The sequence below is a fragment of the Paenibacillus sp. FSL L8-0435 genome (assembly GCF_037965655.1).
Lineage (GTDB): Bacteria > Bacillota > Bacilli > Paenibacillales > Paenibacillaceae > Paenibacillus.
In genome coordinates, this window is record NZ_CP150185.1 from 5,315,710 (window position 1) to 5,336,161 (window position 20,452).

At 44.4% G+C, this 20,452-nt stretch carries 23 protein-coding genes; 1 reads left to right on the forward strand and 22 read right to left on the reverse strand.

What is annotated here, in order from left to right; translation table 11 throughout:
* Positions 1–43 precede the first annotated feature (43 nt).
* The 9 genes from NST33_RS23660 to NST33_RS23700 all read right to left on the reverse strand — a co-directional run bounded on the left by NST33_RS23660 (position 44) and on the right by NST33_RS23700 (position 10,455).
* Positions 44–871, reverse strand: a complete 828-nt coding sequence (locus NST33_RS23660) for a sugar phosphate isomerase/epimerase (protein ID WP_221824622.1) — start codon at positions 869–871, stop codon at positions 44–46.
* A 146-nt stretch (positions 872–1,017) separates the two neighbouring features.
* The gene (locus NST33_RS23665; protein ID WP_339305340.1) at positions 1,018–2,340 is read right to left on the reverse strand and encodes an LLM class flavin-dependent oxidoreductase; all 1,323 of its coding nucleotides are present in this window, start codon (positions 2,338–2,340) and stop codon (positions 1,018–1,020) included.
* Between the two features lie 30 nt (positions 2,341–2,370).
* Entirely contained in the window at positions 2,371–3,600 is a 1,230-nt protein-coding gene (locus NST33_RS23670; RefSeq protein WP_221824626.1) for an MFS transporter, read from the reverse strand.
* Between the two features lie 327 nt (positions 3,601–3,927).
* Positions 3,928–4,365, reverse strand: coding sequence for a GNAT family N-acetyltransferase (locus tag NST33_RS23675; RefSeq protein ID WP_339305342.1), 438 nt, complete (start codon positions 4,363–4,365; stop codon positions 3,928–3,930).
* 243 nt (positions 4,366–4,608) lie between these two features.
* Complete coding sequence (locus NST33_RS23680) at positions 4,609–5,508, reverse strand: ROK family protein (protein WP_221824786.1); 900 nt, start codon at positions 5,506–5,508, stop codon at positions 4,609–4,611.
* 27 nt (positions 5,509–5,535) lie between these two features.
* Entirely contained in the window at positions 5,536–7,008 is a 1,473-nt protein-coding gene (locus NST33_RS23685; protein ID WP_339305344.1) for a glycoside hydrolase family 32 protein, read from the reverse strand.
* A gap of 25 nt (positions 7,009–7,033) precedes the next feature.
* Positions 7,034–8,641, reverse strand: coding sequence for an ABC transporter substrate-binding protein (locus NST33_RS23690; protein ID WP_143760332.1), 1,608 nt, complete (start codon positions 8,639–8,641; stop codon positions 7,034–7,036).
* A 55-nt stretch (positions 8,642–8,696) separates the two neighbouring features.
* A complete protein-coding gene (locus NST33_RS23695; protein ID WP_036617174.1) occupies positions 8,697–9,578 on the reverse strand; it encodes a carbohydrate ABC transporter permease in 882 nt (293 codons plus the stop codon).
* A 16-nt stretch (positions 9,579–9,594) separates the two neighbouring features.
* Complete coding sequence (locus tag NST33_RS23700) at positions 9,595–10,455, reverse strand: ABC transporter permease subunit (protein ID WP_223200008.1); 861 nt, start codon at positions 10,453–10,455, stop codon at positions 9,595–9,597.
* Between the two features lie 540 nt (positions 10,456–10,995).
* Between NST33_RS23700 and NST33_RS23705 the strand changes: the two genes are divergently transcribed.
* Positions 10,996–12,072 (forward strand): LacI family DNA-binding transcriptional regulator, encoded by a 1,077-nt coding sequence (locus NST33_RS23705; RefSeq protein ID WP_339305346.1) that lies wholly within the window; start codon positions 10,996–10,998, stop codon positions 12,070–12,072.
* Positions 12,073–12,191: 119 nt separating this feature from the next.
* Here NST33_RS23705 and NST33_RS23710 read toward each other — a convergent pair whose 3' ends face one another.
* The 13 genes from NST33_RS23710 to NST33_RS23770 all read right to left on the reverse strand — a co-directional run bounded on the left by NST33_RS23710 (position 12,192) and on the right by NST33_RS23770 (position 20,431).
* Complete coding sequence (locus tag NST33_RS23710; protein WP_062835781.1) at positions 12,192–13,010, reverse strand: purine-nucleoside phosphorylase; 819 nt, start codon at positions 13,008–13,010, stop codon at positions 12,192–12,194.
* A gap of 164 nt (positions 13,011–13,174) precedes the next feature.
* A complete protein-coding gene (locus NST33_RS23715) occupies positions 13,175–13,345 on the reverse strand; it encodes a hypothetical protein (protein ID WP_339305348.1) in 171 nt (56 codons plus the stop codon).
* 198 nt (positions 13,346–13,543) lie between these two features.
* Positions 13,544–14,545, reverse strand: coding sequence for an endo-1,4-beta-xylanase (locus tag NST33_RS23720; protein WP_339305350.1), 1,002 nt, complete (start codon positions 14,543–14,545; stop codon positions 13,544–13,546).
* Positions 14,546–14,784: 239 nt separating this feature from the next.
* The gene (locus NST33_RS23725; protein ID WP_339305352.1) at positions 14,785–15,132 is read right to left on the reverse strand and encodes a hypothetical protein; all 348 of its coding nucleotides are present in this window, start codon (positions 15,130–15,132) and stop codon (positions 14,785–14,787) included.
* A gap of 127 nt (positions 15,133–15,259) precedes the next feature.
* Positions 15,260–16,138 (reverse strand): aminoglycoside phosphotransferase family protein, encoded by an 879-nt coding sequence (locus NST33_RS23730; RefSeq protein ID WP_221824641.1) that lies wholly within the window; start codon positions 16,136–16,138, stop codon positions 15,260–15,262.
* A gap of 38 nt (positions 16,139–16,176) precedes the next feature.
* Positions 16,177–16,656 (reverse strand): DinB family protein, encoded by a 480-nt coding sequence (locus NST33_RS23735; protein ID WP_339305355.1) that lies wholly within the window; start codon positions 16,654–16,656, stop codon positions 16,177–16,179.
* Between the two features lie 29 nt (positions 16,657–16,685).
* Positions 16,686–17,222, reverse strand: a complete 537-nt coding sequence (locus NST33_RS23740) for a GNAT family N-acetyltransferase (protein WP_339305357.1) — start codon at positions 17,220–17,222, stop codon at positions 16,686–16,688.
* A 209-nt stretch (positions 17,223–17,431) separates the two neighbouring features.
* Entirely contained in the window at positions 17,432–17,710 is a 279-nt protein-coding gene (locus NST33_RS23745) for a hypothetical protein (RefSeq protein ID WP_339305359.1), read from the reverse strand.
* Between the two features lie 12 nt (positions 17,711–17,722).
* A complete protein-coding gene (locus tag NST33_RS23750; RefSeq protein WP_339305361.1) occupies positions 17,723–18,151 on the reverse strand; it encodes a hypothetical protein in 429 nt (142 codons plus the stop codon).
* Positions 18,152–18,198: 47 nt separating this feature from the next.
* Positions 18,199–18,720 carry a cysteine hydrolase family protein gene (locus NST33_RS23755; RefSeq protein WP_339305363.1) on the reverse strand — a complete coding sequence of 174 codons (522 nt, stop codon included), beginning with the start codon at positions 18,718–18,720 and terminating at the stop codon, positions 18,199–18,201.
* 30 nt (positions 18,721–18,750) lie between these two features.
* Entirely contained in the window at positions 18,751–19,173 is a 423-nt protein-coding gene (locus NST33_RS23760; protein WP_339178638.1) for a hypothetical protein, read from the reverse strand.
* 41 nt (positions 19,174–19,214) lie between these two features.
* Entirely contained in the window at positions 19,215–19,760 is a 546-nt protein-coding gene (locus tag NST33_RS23765; protein ID WP_339305365.1) for a GrpB family protein, read from the reverse strand.
* A 98-nt stretch (positions 19,761–19,858) separates the two neighbouring features.
* On the reverse strand, positions 19,859–20,431 hold the full coding sequence (locus NST33_RS23770; RefSeq protein ID WP_339305367.1) for a hypothetical protein: 573 nt from the start codon (positions 20,429–20,431) through the stop codon (positions 19,859–19,861).
* Positions 20,432–20,452: the final 21 nt, after the last annotated feature.

Sequence of the window (20,452 nt, forward strand, 5' to 3'; positions counted from 1 at the left end):
GCCATAAACACAGCTAGGAACACCCCCTCCTTTTTTCAGTAACTTAGATTGCTGCAAATACCTTGTCAAAACCCGCTTTCGACTTAGCCAATATTTCACTCAAACTTAGATTCGATGCCGGTGCCAGTACTTCCTGAGCCACCACACCATTGTAACCAATCGCCTGCAGATTTCTCAGAAATCCACCCAGATCAATAACCCCTTCTCCGGGGTACAAACGCTCATAATCCAGTAATTCCTCGATCGGCAAATCATAAGCATCGTTGATATGCACATGAACAATCTGCTCTTTCTTCAGCTTCAAGAGATCTTCCATCGGTAAACCATTCGTATGCCAGTGATAGGAATCTACCAGTAAACCTACGTTAGGCGCATGGATCGTCTCAATCCAGTCCAGCGTATCTTCCACACGCCAGATAAACGGATTCTTCCATTGCGTCCGCAAATGATGGCAGCCCACAAACTCCAGACCCAACTTAATCCCGTAAGCATCCAAGATATCTGCACAGAGTCTCAAGCGTTTCGTAGCCGCCGCCATAAATTGCGCTGCCGGTTGATCCGTTGAGGGTAAAATATACGTGCAACAGCTGTAACAGTCCAGCGAAGCAGAAGCTTCTGCCATAGCGACCAACGATTGCAACCCCTCACGGAATTGTTCATCTGTCGTCCGCCACTCTACCGTCAGACCCGATGAACCGATGATCACCTGATTGCTTTCCAACAGATGTTGCGCCCGTTCTTTGCCATACGTTTCAATCAATGAGAGCGGATTCAAATCTACAGATCCGAATCCGTGCTTGGCCGCATCTGTAATATATTCTTCATCAGACTCGATGTTGCCCAGTCCCGCATTCGTTAACCCTCTAATCATCCCAATCTCCTCCTGTGACTCGTCTGGAATTGCAGCTTGTGTATCATTTTCTTTATCATTTTATAATAGCAGTACTCTCCGAAAAAGAAACCATCAAAAAAGAGCCGTAACAACGTTAATTTAACGTCATTACCGCTCTATCTTTTCTATCTCACGCTCTCTAACGTATACCGGTTACGTGGAATCTCAAGACCCAGATTCTCTCGGAGCGTCTCATGTTCATACTCCGTACGAAACAGTCCTCGTTCTTGCAGAACCGGCACAACTAGCTCCACGAAATCCTCCAATCCATTGGGTACCACGGTACGAACATTGAATCCGTCTGCCGCTTCGCCTTCAAACCATTCCTGAATCCGATCTGCGATCTGATCCGGTGTACCAATGAACGATGTACGTGGAGTGGATGCCAGCAATGCCACTTGGCGCAGGGTCAGCCCTTGTTCTCGTGCCTGCTGCTTGATCTTGTCTGTTGTACTGCGGAAGCTGTTGCTGCCAATCTCCCCGATCTCGGGGAAAGGTTCATCCAGGGCGTGCTGGGAGAAATCATAATGATCGAAGTAACGTCCCAGATAGTTCAGCGCATGATCAATACTCACCAGTTCGGCAATTTCCTGATACTTCTGCTCCGCCTCTTCCTCCGTTCTGCCCACAATCGGGCCGATGCCAGGGAAGATCAGGATATCCTCTGCCTTGCGTCCATAAGCCACCGCTCTTGCTTTCACATCGCGGTAGAACTCCCTTGCTTCCTCCAGCGTCTCATGTCCTGTATATACGGCATCCGCTGATCGGGCAGCCAGATCTTTACCAGATTCGGATGAACCCGCCTGAAAAATCACCGGATGACCCTGCTTCGAACGTCCCACATTAAGCGGACCCTGTACGGAGAAGTGCTCCCCCTTGTGATTCAGCGTATGCATCTTCGCAGGATCGAAGAATACACCCTGCTCCTTATCTCCGATAAAGGCATCGTCCTCCCAGGAGTCCCACAGGCCTTTGACCACATTCAGATGTTCTTCCGCAATTTCGTAGCGCAGAGCATGGTTCGGATGTTCGCCTTTGCCGAAGTTCAGTGCCGAGCCTTCCAGAGGTGAAGTGACCACATTCCACCCGGCCCTCCCACCGCTTAATTGATCCAGTGATGCAAATTGCCGCGCAACCGTGAAGGGTTCACTATATGAAGTAGACAATGTAGCAACCAACCCAATGTGAGAAGTTACACCGGCGAGTGCGGACAGAAGCGTCAGAGGTTCAAAGCGATTGAGAAAATGAGGATTGGACTTCTCGTTAATGAAGAGACCATCTGCAATAAAAAGCAGATCGAACTTCCCTTTCTCCGCGATACGTGCCTGCTTCTGGTAGAATTCCAGACTAACGCTCGCGTTAACGGGAATGTCGGGGTGACGCCAAAAGGAAATGCTGTTCCCTACGCCGTTCAGATTGGCTCCCAGTTTCAATCGTCGTTGTGACATATATATTCCTCCCTATTTCATTGTGAACGTTCACTTCTTCATATGTGTTCCGCCAGAGTCTACTGTCATACGCAAACCCGGTTTACCCGACTGTTTCACATCACTTACACGGACTGCCCAAGCCGCTCCCAGGAGTACAATCCCTGTAAATAGAAAAATAAACGGAATGCCGATCCATCCACCAAGAAAACCGCCGATTAACGGTCCCAGCACAATGCCGAACTGACTCGCGGTCTGACTCAGACTGACAGCCCTCCCACGAAAATCGTGATCAGCATACTTGATGATGAGCGCATTGAGCGCCGGATAAACCGCGGCAAAGAACAGACCATAGACAAATCGCAGGCTGCCAAAATAAATCAGATTCGTTGCTGTCATCTGCAGCAGACTGCCAATTCCACCACCAATCAGTCCAATAAACAGTGTTTTCTCGTATCCGATCCTGCCACCAATCTTCCCCCAACGCGGCCCCATAATAACCGTTGCCACACCAATGGCTGAGAAGACGATACCAGCACTAAGTGTTGCACTGCCGATATCTCCGCCAATCTGTACGACATAGAGCGTCAGCACCGGTTCGATAATGAGCACTGACGTTGAAACCAGCAAAATCAAACCGTAGATTCGCATCAACCCGGGAGTAGAAGCGGCTCTCTTCAAATCCCCCATGATCCTTGTTGGAACCACCGTACGAGTTAGCCGTGACTCCTTAACACCCAGAACCATCAAAGCCGCAAGCAACGTAATCACAGCCGATGCAATGAAGCATCCCCTCAGTCCAATCCAGTGACTTAATACCCCTCCGGCAAGAGGACCCAGTATTCCGCCCGCAGCGCTGGCCGTGGAGATCACGCCAAGTGCATAACCCACATGTTTCTCCGGAGTATTGGTGCCGATCAGTGTAATTGAGGCGGGATGAAAACCAGCCATGAGTCCCTGAAAGACCCTTACCGCGATAAACGTATACGGATCGTAAACAAAGAAATTAGCCAGATGCGCAATGCCTAGCCCAACGCCTGAACGCACCAGCATCAATTTGCTTCCATATCGATCAGCCAGCGATCCCCAGAAGGGTGCGCATAATCCACTGATCAGAAAGCTGATGGAGATGGAGATACCGGACCAGGCTTCCAGACCGGTATCGATCCCGAGATCATTTTGCAGGAATAGAGGAAAGAACGGAACGGATAGCGAGTACGCCATATGATTGAAAAACAGACCGAACCACAGAATATACAGATTTCGTTTCCATTGTGGCATCTTGGCTTCTCCATACTATATAATTCCTATATAAAAAGTAGGTTATTACCCATATTAGGGTACGACCACTGGAAAGTATAATAGAAAAGTTCAATAGACCCATTCAAGAATTAAATGAATGGGTCTATTATATCCAATCGCTGTTATCCCCAGATTTTTTTGATTCCCTTTTCTCAAGGGTATAATCCGCTGATAAGCCTATGCTTACGACGTAGCTTTCTTTCAGAAAGCTTTCAGGCGAACGCTTCGCTTTTCCAGGTTTTTTCTGCCCTCTCCGTTTCTGTGTAAAAGAATAGTTCAACTTATATAGATGTACAGTAAAAATTACTACACTTGGACCGACATAAACACATCGACCTCATCTTCACTGTCCAATATAAATCCAAATCGTTCATACAATCGGCGAGCAGGACTTCCCTGCAACACATTTAAAATAACACGTTTCCCCTGAATTTGATCCTTTTCCAGCAGCAATTTTAGTACCTGAGTTCCTATTTTCTGTCCCTGATAATCGGGATGTATGTAGAAATGTTCCAATAGATATGCCTCAGACTTGGGCTTCAATGCTACACAACCCAACATTGATCCTCCAAGTTCAATAATCTGTGTCTGGGCAGGGTCGAATGTATTCCGGAAACGTTCACGTACCTTCACATCATCGTACCTTCCCAGTCTGGTTAGATCATCGTACAGTACCAAGGCTCGCAAATCAGCGAGTTGCTCTTGGTCTGCCTGTACAGCTTGACGCATTGTTATTGGATTCATTTGTTGAATTCCTTTCCAGTGGAGACACGTTAATTTTTGAATGTCTTATCGCACTATAGAACACTAAAAATCATACCTTTGGCAGCTCACTTGAGCAACATCGGATTTTAGAACGTACTATTTTTTTTCAAACCTATTGAACTCCAAAAAAATAAAAAAGCCCAAAAAGGACGGTGCAGTCTTGCTTATACCAATAAGCGAACCCGCAGCCATCCCTTCTGGGATGTAGATTATTTAAGAGAACTACGAAACATGTGAAGCTTGTGCTGCATGTTGCAAGGCTTCCAGACCCAATGCTAGCGCACCACATAGGCCTGCATGCTGGCCCAATCCGGGCTGCACAATATATTGATCGATATGTTGCGTGATTGGGGCTGCATTCACATAACCATTGAGATTCCGCACTACCTGCTCCCGGATCATAGGAAACAGATGATCTTGCTGCATCACACCACCACCCAGGATGATCTTCTGCGGCGAATGAAGCAAGATGACCGTAGTAATCGACTCCGCAATATAAAAGGATTCGATCTCCCACGCCGGATGATCCGCCGGCAGTTCACTGCCAGGGATCTGCCAGCGAGCTTCAATGGCTGGACCTGCTGCCATTCCCTCCAGGCAATCGCCATGATATGGGCATAATCCATTAAAATGATCGTCTCGATGGCGTCTTGTCCGAATATGTCCACCCTCGGGATGTAACAATCCGTGGACGCGTTGGCCCCCTGCCACGAGTCCGACACCAACGCCTGTGCCAATCGTGTAATACACACAGTTGTCCAGTCCTTGCGCTGCTCCCCACGTCACTTCACCGAGCGCGGCAGCATTCACATCCGTATCCCATCCAAAGGGAACCGGAAATTCATGCTTCAAGGTTCCAATGACATTACAATTTCCCCACCCAGGCTTAGGCGTGGTCGTAATATAGCCATACGTGGGACTATCCGCTTGCAGATCAATCGGACCAAAAGAGCCTATCCCGATTGCTTCCACGTCTTTATCCTTGAAATAGTCGATAACCTTGGCAAGTGTTGTCTCCGGATGTTCTGTTGGAAAACTGATCCGATCTTCAATCTGTCCATGCTCATTGCCTACACCGCATACAAACTTTGTTCCGCCCGCTTCTATAGCTCCAATGCGCATCATTCTGGGCTCCTTTCCTTCATTCAATTAACCTTTAGCCTTGGTTGATGATATCTCATAGATATGAAGTGAAGAGAAGACCAGATCAGTATTTTCCGCATGAGCAGAGATGCCTTGGCAATCCGCATCCGGATAGATCAGATCCGTAATAACGGCCTGACCATCATTTGCAAATACCTCCACAGATGAATGATCTACGAAGATACGCAACCGTTGATTCCCATTCACCTCTTTTAACCCAGCTGTATGACGGCTCAGGAAAAGTTTATGAAAATGGCCGATGCCCGATCGACTACGATCAACATACACTTCACTTCGGATCGAATCTACACCAACGACCGTCTCATGATCTGCACCGCTTCTTAGTGCAAAATGGAACGACTGATCCTGAGCCCACTCTGCATGGATCTCATAGTTCACTAGTTGCAAAGCGTGCAACTGCTCACTCACTTGCTGAATTGAAGCATCCTGTAGGGACAATACTGGCTTACGGGCTTGCTCAAGTTCACGTGCAGGACGTTGAATCAATATAACTTCTCCCGCTCTTGTCTCCAGTGTCAACTCCCGGGCAATGGTCATCGCTCCACGGTAATTATTGGTTGGCGTCTGGTTGGCATACATCCAGTTGCTCATCCAGCCGATCATGAGGCGTCTTCCATCTTCCTCAGGAACGTCAGACCAACTAACTCCTGCGTAGTTATCCCGACCATAATCAATCCAGCGAACCGTATGGGATGCCTCGTCTGGGACAAATGTAGTTCCATCAAAATCTCCGGTAAAATATTGTGTTCTGGAGCCTTCAATAAAAGCAGGATCTGCACCGATGCTAACAAGCATCACCCATTTCTCCTGCCCTGAATCTCCATCCACTGCAAGGGGGAACAGGTCGGGGCATTCCCACACGCCATCGTGTGAACCAATCCCGGCGCCGAATTCACTACCTAGCGTCCAATCCTTCAGATTGGGAGAACGATACAGACATACCGTCTGACCACAAGCGATAATCATAATCCACTCCTTGGTCTGCTCATGCCAGAACACTTTGGGATCACGGAAATCGACAAAGGACTCATGCTTTAATACCGGATTACCCTCGTATTTAGTCCAAGTTCTGCCGCTGTCTTTGCTATACGCCAGGCTCTGGGTTTGTATGGCATCTTGGTTTTTAACTTCAAGATGATGGGTGAAAATAGCAACCAATCCTGGCTCACCCTCAAAGAATCCGGTCGTGTTATTCCAATCCACTACGGCACTTCCCGAGAATATAGTGCCATTCTCATCGGGGAGTAAAGCTATCGGAAGTTCCTCCCAGGAGATCAGGTCCCTGCTCACTGCATGGCCCCAGTGCATGGGGCCCCATGTGGTTCCATGTGGGTGATGCTGATAGAACAAGTGATACTCCCCATTGAAAAACACCATGCCGTTTGGGTCGTTCATCCACTTCTCTTTCGGTGAGAAATGGTATTCATTTCTGTAATCTTGTTTAAGAATTGTCGACATTATGGTTTCTCCTCCGTACTTTTCTTTATTTGTTGTTACGGTCATATCCCGCTTGTTTAATCTGCAGCCATTCTTGCAATCCAAGGCGATCCAACTCTTTCAAGTAAGCATCCCATTCCTGATCTATTTTCCCGTTCTGATACCATTCTGTACGCAGACGTAACACGTAGGCGAAGAGATCGGTCTCAATCGTGGACAATCGATCCAGTTCATCAATGGAGAAGAACACACTTGGATATACGTTCTCCGCTTTCATATGCGGAACCATAACCTTGTCGAGAAGTTCCATCCGCCAAGCCGCATCTTCCGGTTTGGTTGTGTATTTGTCATAATAACTGTCGAGAATGGCCAATGGTCCTGCAATACTGGTTTTTTGTCTGAGTTCCACGGGTGCAGATCCTTCCAGTGGAAGATGCTTCAGCATCCCTTTGGCTTCATCGAATTCAAAGATATTTTGCTGACTCTCGTCTCCATAGGTACCCCAGTTGTTCTGCACAGATTGGAGCGGATCGTACAATTGGTCTACCCACTTGGCTGTGGATTCGAGGTTTTTATTGCTGCTGGTAATGACCATGCGACCACGATCAAGTCCTATTCCGTTTGTTCTTGTGACATTGACCTCTCCGTTAGGCCCGGCAACCGGAGGCAGAACATCATACGTATCATTCATGCCTGTAATGTTAGCCTTATCCCATGTGAAGTACATGCCGTACTTGTTATCCTTGCCTTTCGCCAGGTACGTGTTCCAATCCTGTTGGTACGATTCGACATCCACGAGGCCTTCCTTAACCAGCTCATGAATGTATTTAACCGCTTCCTTGTAACCTTCATCAGCTGCCGTGAAGACCACTTTCCCATCATTGGTTACCACGGTATGATCCCAGTTCTCTCCGAGTCCAAATGCCGCAAAGAGAAATGTCAGATCTTCTCCGCCCGGTTTGTTAATGAAAGATAACGGAATTTCGTCGGCCTTACCGTTGCCGTTTGGATCTTGCGTTTTGAACGCGATCAATACTTCTTTCAGTTCTTCGGTTGTCGTTGGCATCTTCAGTCCAAGCTTGTTCAACCATTCCACATTAATCCAGGGCAAGTTATCCACTGACTGAATCCGTTGTTTGCCACTTCCGAGTTCTTCAATCCATGGGAATGAATAGATATGTCCGTCTGGAGCCGTGATCATGCTCTTGTATTCGGGAGCTTCCTCCAACACCTTTTTCAGATTGGGCATGTGTTGTTCAATCATGTCCTCAAGTGGAATGATCGCCCCGTCCTTCGCCAGTTTCAGGAGATCATAATCCCCGTAACCTGCATCAAAAATGGCATCCGGCAAATCACCGCTGGCGACCGCCAGATTTCTTTTTTCTGCAAACACATCACTCGTATAGTTCTTCCAGTTGATATGCACATTGGTTTTCTCTTCGAGTCGTTTGTTAATCAGCTTGTCGTTCGGATCAGCAGGAGCCAGCGGAGAGCTCTGTGTTATAAAATTCAATGTCACCTTGCCATCAGGGGATTGCGCCTCACTTGCCGCGCCGCCTCCACCTCCGCCACAAGCGGTTAGAAAGAGCATTGCAGATAACATGGAAATGGACGCCGTTGTAACGGCTTTTCTGGACTTGTTTACTTTTTTCATAATCATGACCTCCATGTGTTGGATTGGATCAACTTACTGTATCGCAGGCTGTTCACTATTTGAGGGAACCGACCATGACACCTTTTTCGAAATACTTCTGGAAGAACGGATACATGATGATGAGTGGCAGACTCGAAATGACAATCGCTGAGTATTTAATCATCTCGGAGAGCCGTTTCAGTTCCGCCATCGCGAGCTGATCACTGATCATGCCCGGTGCAGCCTGATTCTGAATCAGAATGGAACGCAGAACGAGCTGTAACGGATGCAGGTTCGGATTATCGAGATAGATCATTGCATCAAAATAGGAATTCCATTGCCCAACGAACGCATAGAGTGCAAGTACAAAAATGATCGGTTTCGACAACGGAATGACGATCTGGAAGAAAATCTTCATCTCAGAAGCGCCATCCACGTTAGCAGCTTCTTTCAGTTCTCGAGGGACTCCTTTGAAAAAGGTTCTGGAGAGAATGATGTTCCAGACGTTAACCGCTCCAGGGATGATGATCGCCCACACCGTATCAAGCATGCCGAGATTACGTATGAGTAGATACGTAGGGATTAATCCCCCACCGAAGAACATCGTAATGATAAAGATAATCATAAAAAATCCACGTCCCGCGAGTCTATCATCCGACAATGCATAACCTGCAAATATGGATACGGTCACGGTGATCAGTGCAAAAGAAACCGAGTACAATACCGCATTTGCAAACCCCCGGATCATGGCTGGATTGGACAAAATCATCTGATATCCGTCCAGACTCCAGTCCGATACATTAAAGGACAGTCCACGATTCAGTAGCACCGTGGGATCCATGAATGAGGCGATAACAATATAAATCAGGGGAACAACCACAACCAGTACAGCACAGGTGAGAAAGATGGCATTGAGTGTGAGGATCAACCGATCCATTCCCGTGTGTTTAACAACCATGGATAATACTCCTTTCCTAATAGAGGCCTTCGCCTTCATTCAATTTCTTCACAATCAGATTCACCGTCACCAGCAAAATCACATTGATAACCGAGTTGAACAATCCAACTGCCGCTGAATAAGCATAATCTCCAGACTGTAACCCCACCTTGTAGACATATGTGGCAATAATCTCGGAGGACGGCAGGTTCATGGACGTCTGCATCAGATAGGCCTTCTCAAATCCAATGGACATAATCCCGCCAGCTGCAAGGATAAAGACGATGGCCATAATCGGACGAATCGTTGGAAGATCAATGTGGCGAATACGCTGAAGGAGATTGGCTCCATCCAGATTAGCCGCATTGTGAAGCTCTGGATCAACATTGGCCAAAGCCGCGACGTATATGATGGAAGCCCAACCCGCTCCAGTCCAGATATCGGACAAAATGTAGATCCAGCGGAAATATTCCGGTTCAGACATGAACATGATTGGCTGACCTGTAATCCATGTGGCTAATTGATTAATTGGCCCTGTCGGTGAGAGGAAGATAAATAGCATACCCACAACAACGACAACCGAGATGAAATTGGGTGCGTATAGAAACAATTGGATATTTTTCTTGATGCCAGCTTTGCGTACCTGATTCAGCATGAGTGCCAGTAAAATGGGCACCGGGAAACTGAATATTAATCCCAAAAAGCTGAGTTTAAGCGTATTCATTAAAATGATATCGAAATTGGGTGAAGCTATAAATTTCTCAAAATGCTTCAGGCCTACCCAATCACTACCCATGATGCCTTTGATCGGACTGAAATCCTTAAACGCAATGATGGCTCCGTACATCGGAATGTACTTGAAGATAAGAGTCAAAATTAAGGCAGGTGCAAGCAACATATATAAAAAGTAATTTTTTTTGAGCTGCTGCAACCTGTGACCGCTTGTCGTCCTCACTTTCAGTACCCTTCCTTCGCCCTTTTTGCTGTCGGCTATGTTATCCAACACGATACCCCCGTTCATTCTAGAAGTTGACAATTGTTTTCAGTAAGGGCTTTCAATATTTACAATTGCCTATTTAATAATTTACAATTTATCAGGTTTCAACGGATTTAGTCAATACGTTTTGTAAAAAAATATTTGTGCATTTGATCATTTCATCTTTGCATTAATGTAACTAAAGAGGATTGAATTTGCATGTATACAGCACTGGATCGTTAATACCAGCCTAGATATTTCTATATCATTACTGTAATAGATCATCATTGTTACACTAGTTAACGAAACTTCTGGAACAATTATGAAAATAGAATTCACCTATCTAAATGTAAATGTAATTGTGCATTTGTGAAACAGAGATTGCTATTTGTCCCGTTCTATTATACATTTGACTTAGAGAAGAATATGGATGACTATTGATGATTAGAGGTGAAGCATTAGATGGCAAAGGAAAAAGTCACGATACAAGACATCGCTGATGCTTTGGGGATCTCCAGGAATACAGCTTCCAAAGCATTAAATGATAGCGGAAACATCCCGGATGAGACCCGAAATCGTGTAATTAAAAAAGCAATTGAACTTAAATATAAACAGTTTGCCTATATGGACAATGAGCATGTTCTAAGCAAGGCTCCGGGCAATATCGCCCTGTTAACTGAAAACCTGCCTAATACATCTCACTTTGGTTCGTTGTTAATCAGCGGTCTGGAGAAAAGAATCAGTGCGGAGGGATACAATCTCTCGATTCATATCGTGCGTGAAGACGATCAAGATACACTTACACTTCCCAACAATTTTGATATAGCCAAAGTAGACGGCATTATTTGCATTGAATTATTTGATCTGGAATATACACAGCTGATTACCGATCTGGGCATCCCCACCATCTTTATCGATTGCGCTTCCAACATATGTTATCCCGAATTCCAAGCAGATTTGCTACTCATGGAGAATGAACATAGCATCTACCAGTTAACCACAAAATTAATTGAGAGCGGCTACACAAGTATTGGATTCGTTGGAGATTACAATCACTGCAAGAGCTTTAATGAACGATGGGTTGGATATCACCGTGCTATGCTGGAGGCGGGGTTGCAGGTCGACCTGTCCCATTGCATCCTGGACAATGATCGCCTGTGTTTCTCCAAGCCAGGATGGTTGAACCAGCGAGTGGCCGAGCTGGCATCCCTACCTTCTGCTTACGTATGCGCTAATGACTTTATAGCAGTTGATCTGATCAGGGCGTTAAAAGATAGAAATGTCGCTGTGCCACAGGATATTGTGATATGCGGATTCGATAATGCACCCCAATCTCGAATTATTGAGCCAGCATTAACGACGGTTCATATTTATAGCAATGAGATGGGCATTAAGGCTGCGGAGATGCTGTTATCCCGGATTAATAGCCCGACACAGCCGTATCAGGTCTCACACATTGTGACCAAACCCATCATCAGGGAGTCCACACCAGCAATTATGGCCGATCATTCTCAGATGGTTCATAGTTCTGCAAAATAAAATAAACGTATGTCTCACGAGTAACAGCTCGTGAAGCATACGTTTTTTGGTGGTTTCGATTGGGTTGGATGAAAACTCTATCTTATCCATCGCGGCCTAGAAAAAAAATCATCTCGCGATTAGATCTCTTTCAAGATGCCTTTTACAAGTCCGATAAAGGTTGTTTTCACTTGCGCAGCCACTTCAATAACTTCATCATGACTTAACGGCTGATCCAGAATACCACAGGCCATATTGGTCAGACAGGAAATGCCTAGTACCTTCATACCGCCATGAATGGCAACAATGGCTTCAGGTACCGTCGACATCCCCACTGCATCCGCACCCATCGTACGAATCATGCGAATCTCTGCTGGTGTCTCATATGCCGGGCCACTCCACCATGCATAGACACCTTGTTGCAGGCCAACATTCTGTTCTTCTGCAACCTTAAGGGCAATGCTGCGCAGTTCGCGATTGTATACCTGTGATACGTCTGGGAAACGAACACCCAGTTCGGCATTATTCGGTCCCATCAACGGGTTATTGCCTACCAGGTTAATATGATCTGTAATGAGCATCAGTTGACCCGGCTCAAAGCTTGTGTTGATGGCTCCGCAGGCATTGGTGATAAGCAATTGCTCGACACCCAGCGCCTTCATGATCCGAACGGGGAAAGTCACTTCGTCTAGTGTAAAACCTTCATAATAATGAAGGCGGCCTTTCATCGCTACAACCGTTTTGCCCATCAGTTCACCAATAACCAATTCATTGGCATGACCAATAGCCTCCGATTGGGCGAAATACGGAATTTCTGTATACGGAATAACGGTCGCATTTTCAATCTCGTCCGCGAGCGCTCCCAGTCCGGAACCCAGGATCATGCCTACGGCAGGTTTGGTATGGATTCGGTTTAATATGTAATCTCTTGCTTCCTGAATATGTGCGGATTGATGCATAATGATATCCTCCTGATGATCTGAATTGAGTAACGAAAACTGAGTTAATGAGGTGTTACTCATCAAGTGTAATGAACAATGGTCTTGATGTAAATGGAAGCTGTTCTATATCCAATAAAAAAACGACCCTGTGTTCCAGAATCGTTTAAAAACATGGACATGTCCTAATCCAATGTATATTTGTTTCTACTTTTCATGTAATCAATTGTCATGATCAGCAACAGCATCAATGTAGCAAACATCAGCGGTTTGGCAAAAGTACCTTTTTCAAAAATATAATAACTAAATGTAAAATTTCCGGCAAAAGTAATTAAATAGTTTCGGATGTAATCCATCTTCTCATCTCATTTCAGGAAAGAATTTGGTTCACTATTTCTTCAACCCTATCATAAACTTCCATTTAAATCCATATTTTTATCATCCATACAAATCAACGCCTTAATCATGCACGAGATAGCCCTACTGTACAATCTATATGGAGTACAGCAAAAAACCGGCCACATCGTGACCGATTCTCTCCACTTCCCTGATGTTCAGGACATAGGGTTAATGATACGCCAAAATGATTCCTTAGGCTGCAACTGCTGATCAAAAACAAAGGGCCAGTTTTTGCGTCCGCGTACCGGGAAATGGTCTAACCAGGTATAATTGTCCGCTACTCCCCAGAACGTCACAGAGGTAATGGATGATTTATACTCACGGAACAAATTAAAGATTTCTTCATATCGACGCTCCTGTAGCTCAGCCATCTCCGAAGTTGGCGCAGTGAGGTCCGTTCGACGATCCTCATGACGAAACACGGACATATCCAGCTCCGTAACATGCAACTGCACATCCAGTGAAGCATAACGCTCAATAGCCATTCGGATCTCCTCAATCGAAGGACCATGAATATTCCAATGCCCCTGCAACCCAATCCCGTGTACAGGCGCTCCCTTGTCAAGCAAAGACCGAACCAGATTGTAGATCTTCTCCCGTTTGACCGGATCCGTCTCATTGTAGTCATTATAGAAAAGAAGGGCATTTGGATCAGCTTCATGAGCCATACTGAACGCTTGCAGCAAATAATCTTCCCCCACCAGCTCTAACCACTTCGTGTCCCGCATGAACAGGTCGGTCTTATCTTCAACAGCTTCATTGACGACATCCCACGCATATATTTGCCCCTTATACCGACCTACTACCGTATCAATATGTTGCTTCAAGCGAGATAATAATAGCTCTTTGGAAGCAGAAGCACCTGAGTTATCCTCAAAGACCCATTTCGATGTTTGATTATGCCAGACCAAGGTATGTCCGCGAACCGCAATCCCTTGGGCAACAGCAAAATCAACAATTTTATCCGCCGCCTCAAAATTATAACGATCCTCTTCCGGGTGAATTTCTTCAAATTTCATCTGATTTTCAGCCGTGATGCTATTGAAATGTTTGGCGATGAAATCCCCTTCGGACTGCAACATTCTGGTATGTACAGCAGCACCTATTTTGAACGTATTGGCATAAGCAGCATGTAGTGATGGAATTTCGGTTGGCATTTACAATTCCTCCCTGCCATTTTTTATCCATCATATCGTTTGTTGAATACGCTTACAATGAACAAATTATACTTCTTCCCCCTCATATTTAACTATTTATGATCCTCGGCCCTGTTCGCACAACAAAAACACCTCCACGTATGTTCCACTGCTCATCGCAACAGAACATTTCTCGGAAGGTGTTTTGTGATCGGATTTTCAGTTAAATTCAACTCATGTACCAAAGAGGGTATGAAGCGTTACAGCTTGTCCACCTGTAACAAGGTCACCTGTTTCACTGTGCATGCCGGGTTAATTTGCTCCTCGGACAGAATGTTCAGCTTGATGAGGCTTTTCAGCTTATGGTTGTCTACCTTGGATAACAATCGCCAGATGTCCGGGTCTGGAAGAGAAGCATACAGCTTCTGATCATCGTATTCCTTCCGGTTCTGAAGCACTGTTTTCACGGTGTAACCACCAACCTGCGTCTCATACACCCCTTGTTCTACACAATACGCGACAATCTCATCTCGTAGTACAGACAGCTTCTGCTCAATATCTTTTTGCTGCTGCTTCAGGTCAAAGTAAGTTTGTACTTTCTGCTCCATATCGATCACGCTCCCTACTATCATAGGTATGCGAGGATCGCTAGTTTAGGACTGGCTGTTTATTTTAATTAAAGAAAGTGGTCTTTCTATTACTTAATCGTATACTGTCTTCTTGTGTATCCCCGTATTACGATTGCAGCAGGTGTTCATTCAAATATGGATTATGGACAGCCATACTGTGAACCCTTTCCATTACATCTGGCCCCATGGGTACATCCCCAACGCGCTTTAACAGAATCCAGCGAAGACAAGCTATTGCTCCAAAAATCTGTTCCTCTTCCAGCGTGTACGTATAACTGGCAGAACGTGCAAATTGAGCGTGATACATCTCGCCGTAACTTTCCCCATTATAGATGGTGATCAGAAACACAGACCATGCCATATCGTATCTTGGATCGCCGTATTGCCCATTGGTCCAATCGATAATGGTGTAATAGTCGTCCATCTCAAGAATATTTCCCAGATTATAATCGCCATGAATCAAATGGTCCTGTCTGATCTGAACAAGCTGGATCAAGTTTACTAGAAGATCATGAATATCTTTATGTAATTCAATTTGAGGAAAAAAGTATTCAACAAAATTATATCTGGATATGTATTCTCCATCTTCTCCAGCTCCCACTTCATTCACAGGATAACGATGGACCTCCATTAATCGCTCAGCCAAATGTGTCAGTTTGGTTTGTGTTAATTGGGTAACGGGCTTTCCATCACAGCTCGTTAACAGCACTTGATTATCTTGCTCGTCTAATCCCCAACCGTAGGGTTTGGAAACACGAATTCCACTTTGATAAAGCTTGGACAATAATCGATATTGTCTGGCGATATCCGGTTTGGAATCCTTGTCCCAGACTTTCAATACGTACCGCTGATCTTCCGTTTCAATTCTCATCACACTGGCTTCCAGTCCAGGTGGCAAGGAAATGATCTGATACTCCTGTTCAATCACCTGCTGGATACGTTCATCCAGTTCTATCCAATTCATCTGGCTAAGTTGTATTGTCATCGTTTCCCCTTCTTCCGTGTTATGAACGCCTCTCCTGGTTAGTCAGGTATAATCAGGCCTTTGCCAATGACATTGGCGGATACCGGCTGCTTGCCCAATTCTCTCGCCCATACGGATAACTGTCCCATATGGTGAATCTCATGGGCGATCACATGTCGCATAACTTCTCCCCATGAATCTGTACTGGCCTTGCTGGCTGAGCGATGATCGATATAAGCTCTTTTTTCCATACTCGAATCCCAGGCTGTAACAAATGCCTCCACATCAGGACGTAACTTGCGATCCAATCGCCTTACCGCCTCAAGATTCTGGTATTTTGCAAAATCTTCTGCATCATCCGGTTTGCCCTGAAGCAACTGAAGCCAGCTCCACTCTACATCAATGATATGAAATAATGTTTCTAATATGTTGCCTACTCCGCCTGTGCGAGGCCGAATCAATTCTTCAAGCGATACATCTTCACACCACGCATACCATTGCTCACGTACCATCCAGTTATAACGAAAGAATGTTTCCATTGGTATATTCCCCTTTATCAGCATATTTTTCAGAGAGATTTGATCAATTCTGTATTGGCAAAGGTATCCTCCGAATGTTCAAAATCACCATAAATTCTACTAATCTGATTGAATCCGGATTTGATCCAGAAGCGTAATGCAGGCCAATTTTTCAGCGCTACGTTGATTCGAATTTCCTTGTAACCAAGTTCGGAAAATTGACGAGTCAACGCCTGAATTAATTCTTGTCCATATCCCTGCTTCTGGATCTCGCTCTGGATATATAAAAATTCGAGATAGATTGAATCCTCGGAGGGATACCCATGGTACACACTTAACAAACCAATATAGCGGTCATCCTCATTCGTGCGAATGGATTGAATTCGATAATTCTCCAGCCTGCCTCCTGGCGGAAGGTGGCCTTCTTCAAAACATTCTTTCACATAGTTCCGATCATGCTCTTGTCCATCCCATTGATGCAAGTACCGACTGGTCTCATATATGGACTCAAGTTCAGGAATATCAGATTCTTCCACATTCGAGACAATAAGTCGGTCTGACTTCCATTCTACTGGAAGTTGTTTCATCGTAATCACTCCATCTTTATATTCTATATAAAGTTGCACTATTGAATATTTACACTTACCACTCCGATGACAGAACAACCTTCCGATCGCTGTTATCCCCAGATTTTTTTGATTCCTTTTATGAAGTTAAAATCCGGGGATAAAGGCGAACACTCCGCTTCTTCAGGTCCTTTCTGTCCTCTCCGTTTTGTGTAAATATTCAGTTCAATTTATTTAGTTAATTTCTTTTTTATATACAAGATTACATGAATTCCTGCATAAATAAACAGGACATTGAACAAATATAGAAGTACATTTAAATAGATACCAGATATAAACCAGATTGTTCCCTCTGAATTAGCATAATGATAATCCGTAAAGAATCGGATCGGGAAACCATACTCTGTTCGAAGCGGTCCATCTTCAGTATGTAAAGTTCCAGGAATACATAGCATGGCTAATACAGCAAGCCAGGCTGATAGATTCATTATTCTTTTGTTAATCGTCAATACCTCTTCCCCCTAATCCTCCGGATCTTTTCCAAAGTACGTTCCCTTCAACTTTTGATCCAAAAAGTCTCTTAAGTCCTTTTGATCAAGTATATATTTCGAATCTCTATTAAATCTGCTTTTTGTGGATACAATAATCTGTTTCCGATTGTATTGAATTGTAACTTCAGCGTTATGCTTTAATCTCAAAGCAATTCCTGCACTAATACTTCCTGTGACATCATCTACTGGTATTTTGGCCGATTCCGGGGCTGCATTCAGCCAGCCGACTATACGGCTAATGTCTTCTTTACTTAACGTAACATTATCAATACTAACGTGTCCTCCACCGTCGCCTGTCCTGGTGTACACGACTATGCTCATCTCTGTGCTTATCACTTGATTTCTCGAAATCGGCTTATTTGGATCAGGGTTACTCGTGATTAGAAAATACAAAAACATGATTGCCGCACCTATGAAAAACCAGAATCGCCTACGTTTTCCTAGCATTACAGCGCATTCTTCGTATCCACCACGTTGGCAAACAGCCTCAGTACCGTATTGTGATGTTCAATAATCTGCTCCGCTTGAAGCGTCTTTGAATTCCATGTGCTGTGCGCATCTTGAACCAGATTGACCGTGTATCCCAGACTGTAGGCTCTGCGGCAAGTCGTGTCTACACATACCTCGGTCTGCATTCCCGCGAGTATCAACTCCGTCACGCCGTTTTCTTGCAATTTCAGATGCAGATTGGTTTCGTGAAATGAATCCGGTTTCTCTTTTTCGATCACAAGGTCACCAGCACTAGGTGTAATGGACGGATGAATGACCCATCCCGGAGTTCCTCGTTCCAGTGGACTGCCTGCCCCTTCGCAGTGCTGGATATATATGATGGAATGCCCTGCTTCACGGGCCCTGGCAATTAACACCTGGATCTTCTGAAGCAATCGTTCCCCCTGATATACGGGATCTGCTTCATCAAACATCGCTACCTGTACGTCAATGATGAGAAGTGCACAATGCGTTGTCATTTTGCTTTCCTCCTGACAAATCAATTTAATTCAACTCTTTTTTCTTCGTACCTTTAACAAAACTTCCAATCCCATATCAATCAGTACAAATAGGATAGCGGCAAGAACGCCAAATAAGGTCAGAACTAACGTCTCTTTGAAATCCAAGATTGCTTCTCCTGCGCCCATGACCAGATAATAGATGTACATGCCTAAAACTCCAGCACATGCATAGCCTAATATCCTCGTACTTAGATACAACACATGATTAGAGAATTGTATTCGGCTGAGCAGGTAGTCCAGCAATATCGATAAAGGTAGCCCGATCAACAGGATCAAGGGAGTCGCGTATACCAGATAAATAAGAATATAAAAATCAAAACTGTAGGATTCATTCATCGATATGAGACTTGCAGCCAAAGTAAAACAAATGATGGTTAGAACGGTTGTCATCAGCTTTCTTCCCATGTTCATCTCATCACTCCAATACAGTTATCTCTATTCATTGGATGTGCTCATGCGTCAGATTTTGCCGGTTGCCATCCGATATCTTGAGACCAACGATGCGCTCTCTGTAATATGCTCCACACCATTGGTCCTTTTCCTTCAACATATTTGGGACGCTGATCTTTATACAGTGACATAAGTCTGTGCTTTTCTTCTGCATAGTTCAAACAATCTTCTGGATGCTCCCTTAAATAGTCTCTGAACAGCAAGGTCATCTGCTCGGAGAAACTGCCTGCCTGTCTAACGTGTATATGTATCCTTCTGCTTCCGGGCACTTCCCGAAAGTAACGTTTAGTCTTATCTGGATTTTCTGCTCTGAATACAAATCCGACGGTTTCGATCTCACGTTTGTAGTCCAACAGATTCTCATAATTAGAAACAGATATTTGTATATCTATGATAGGTTTGGCGTCTATTCCAACAATTGAAGTGGACCCAACATGGTCAATCCGCACGGCCTTTTCTCCTAACGCTTCTCTTAATTTCGAACCCGTTTCGAGAAACAAATCACGCCATGCCGGATCATACTTTGCAATTCTCCATTGATCCTCCATACAACTCCTCCTTGTTATCTAATCAAGCTATATAATTAAATAACACGTTCTTTTAACCTTTTGTTACATGTAGATTATTTAGTGATGCCATATTGATATCATGCAAAATCATCATTGTTTATCCCTAGTTCTATTTGTTTTTGGGATTCAATCATGTATTCGTACACATCATCAATTTCTGTTATCCCTTTAATATTCTCTTTTAACAGTTCAATAATTAAATTATAATCACTCTCTCTCATCCTTATATCTTCCATATAGTTATCGTTATAGTCATTCATAAAATCTAATTTGTTCTTATAAAATCGAAATCTCTCCAAAACATATACTTCCTTAAGATTAATAAATAATGCTACAAAATCCTTAAAGTTTCTGGCAACTAAAGTTACTTGATTACCAAACGCCGTAGGTTGGATAAAGATAACCGGAGCTTCTTCCAAATCACTAATGGATCTGTTAAATGTGAAAAAAGCAAAATGGTCACCATCTGCCCCTGTTCTTCCAAATATGATGGCATCATCTGGCGTACAATAGTATCTATCATCATCATTGTTAAAACTAATATAAAACCCCACATAGTCATGAAGGGTCGCATCATGTTGTTTACGTAGTTCCTTATCTATTCGAACGATGCCTTCTAAGGATTCTGGCATTTTATAATGTACCTTCACGTTTGCATACCTCTCTTCTAT

Bases quoted from the DNA above. Each gene is read 5' to 3' on its own strand.
- NST33_RS23715 (WP_339305348.1), bottom strand. From the start codon at position 13,345: ATGGATTACATCCGAAACTATTTAATTACTTTTGCCGGAAATTTTACA.
- NST33_RS23680 (WP_221824786.1), bottom strand. From the start codon at position 5,508: ATGCGCATTGGAGCTATAGAAGCGGGCGGAACAAAGTTTGTATGCGGT.
- NST33_RS23730 (WP_221824641.1), bottom strand. From the start codon at position 16,138: ATGACAATACAACTTAGCCAGATGAATTGGATAGAACTGGATGAACGT.
- NST33_RS23675 (WP_339305342.1), bottom strand. From the start codon at position 4,365: ATGAATCCAATAACAATGCGTCAAGCTGTACAGGCAGACCAAGAGCAA.
- NST33_RS23760 (WP_339178638.1), bottom strand. From the start codon at position 19,173: ATGAACATGGGAAGAAAGCTGATGACAACCGTTCTAACCATCATTTGT.
- NST33_RS23700 (WP_223200008.1), bottom strand. From the start codon at position 10,455: ATGTTGCTTGCACCTGCCTTAATTTTGACTCTTATCTTCAAGTACATT.
- NST33_RS23755 (WP_339305363.1), bottom strand. From the start codon at position 18,720: ATGACAACGCATTGTGCACTTCTCATCATTGACGTACAGGTAGCGATG.
- NST33_RS23725 (WP_339305352.1), bottom strand. From the start codon at position 15,132: ATGGAGCAGAAAGTACAAACTTACTTTGACCTGAAGCAGCAGCAAAAA.
- NST33_RS23735 (WP_339305355.1), bottom strand. From the start codon at position 16,656: ATGGAAACATTCTTTCGTTATAACTGGATGGTACGTGAGCAATGGTAT.
- NST33_RS23765 (WP_339305365.1), bottom strand. From the start codon at position 19,760: ATGGAGGATCAATGGAGAATTGCAAAGTATGATCCGGCATGGCGTGAT.
- NST33_RS23720 (WP_339305350.1), bottom strand. From the start codon at position 14,545: ATGCCAACCGAAATTCCATCACTACATGCTGCTTATGCCAATACGTTC.
- NST33_RS23685 (WP_339305344.1), bottom strand. From the start codon at position 7,008: ATGTCGACAATTCTTAAACAAGATTACAGAAATGAATACCATTTCTCA.
- NST33_RS23670 (WP_221824626.1), bottom strand. From the start codon at position 3,600: ATGCCACAATGGAAACGAAATCTGTATATTCTGTGGTTCGGTCTGTTT.
- NST33_RS23695 (WP_036617174.1), bottom strand. From the start codon at position 9,578: ATGGTTGTTAAACACACGGGAATGGATCGGTTGATCCTCACACTCAAT.
- NST33_RS23705 (WP_339305346.1), top strand. From the start codon at position 10,996: ATGGCAAAGGAAAAAGTCACGATACAAGACATCGCTGATGCTTTGGGG.
- NST33_RS23665 (WP_339305340.1), bottom strand. From the start codon at position 2,340: ATGTCACAACGACGATTGAAACTGGGAGCCAATCTGAACGGCGTAGGG.
- NST33_RS23710 (WP_062835781.1), bottom strand. From the start codon at position 13,010: ATGCATCAATCCGCACATATTCAGGAAGCAAGAGATTACATATTAAAC.
- NST33_RS23750 (WP_339305361.1), bottom strand. From the start codon at position 18,151: ATGTTTTTGTATTTTCTAATCACGAGTAACCCTGATCCAAATAAGCCG.
- NST33_RS23690 (WP_143760332.1), bottom strand. From the start codon at position 8,641: ATGAAAAAAGTAAACAAGTCCAGAAAAGCCGTTACAACGGCGTCCATT.
- NST33_RS23660 (WP_221824622.1), bottom strand. From the start codon at position 871: ATGATTAGAGGGTTAACGAATGCGGGACTGGGCAACATCGAGTCTGAT.
- NST33_RS23740 (WP_339305357.1), bottom strand. From the start codon at position 17,222: ATGAAACAACTTCCAGTAGAATGGAAGTCAGACCGACTTATTGTCTCG.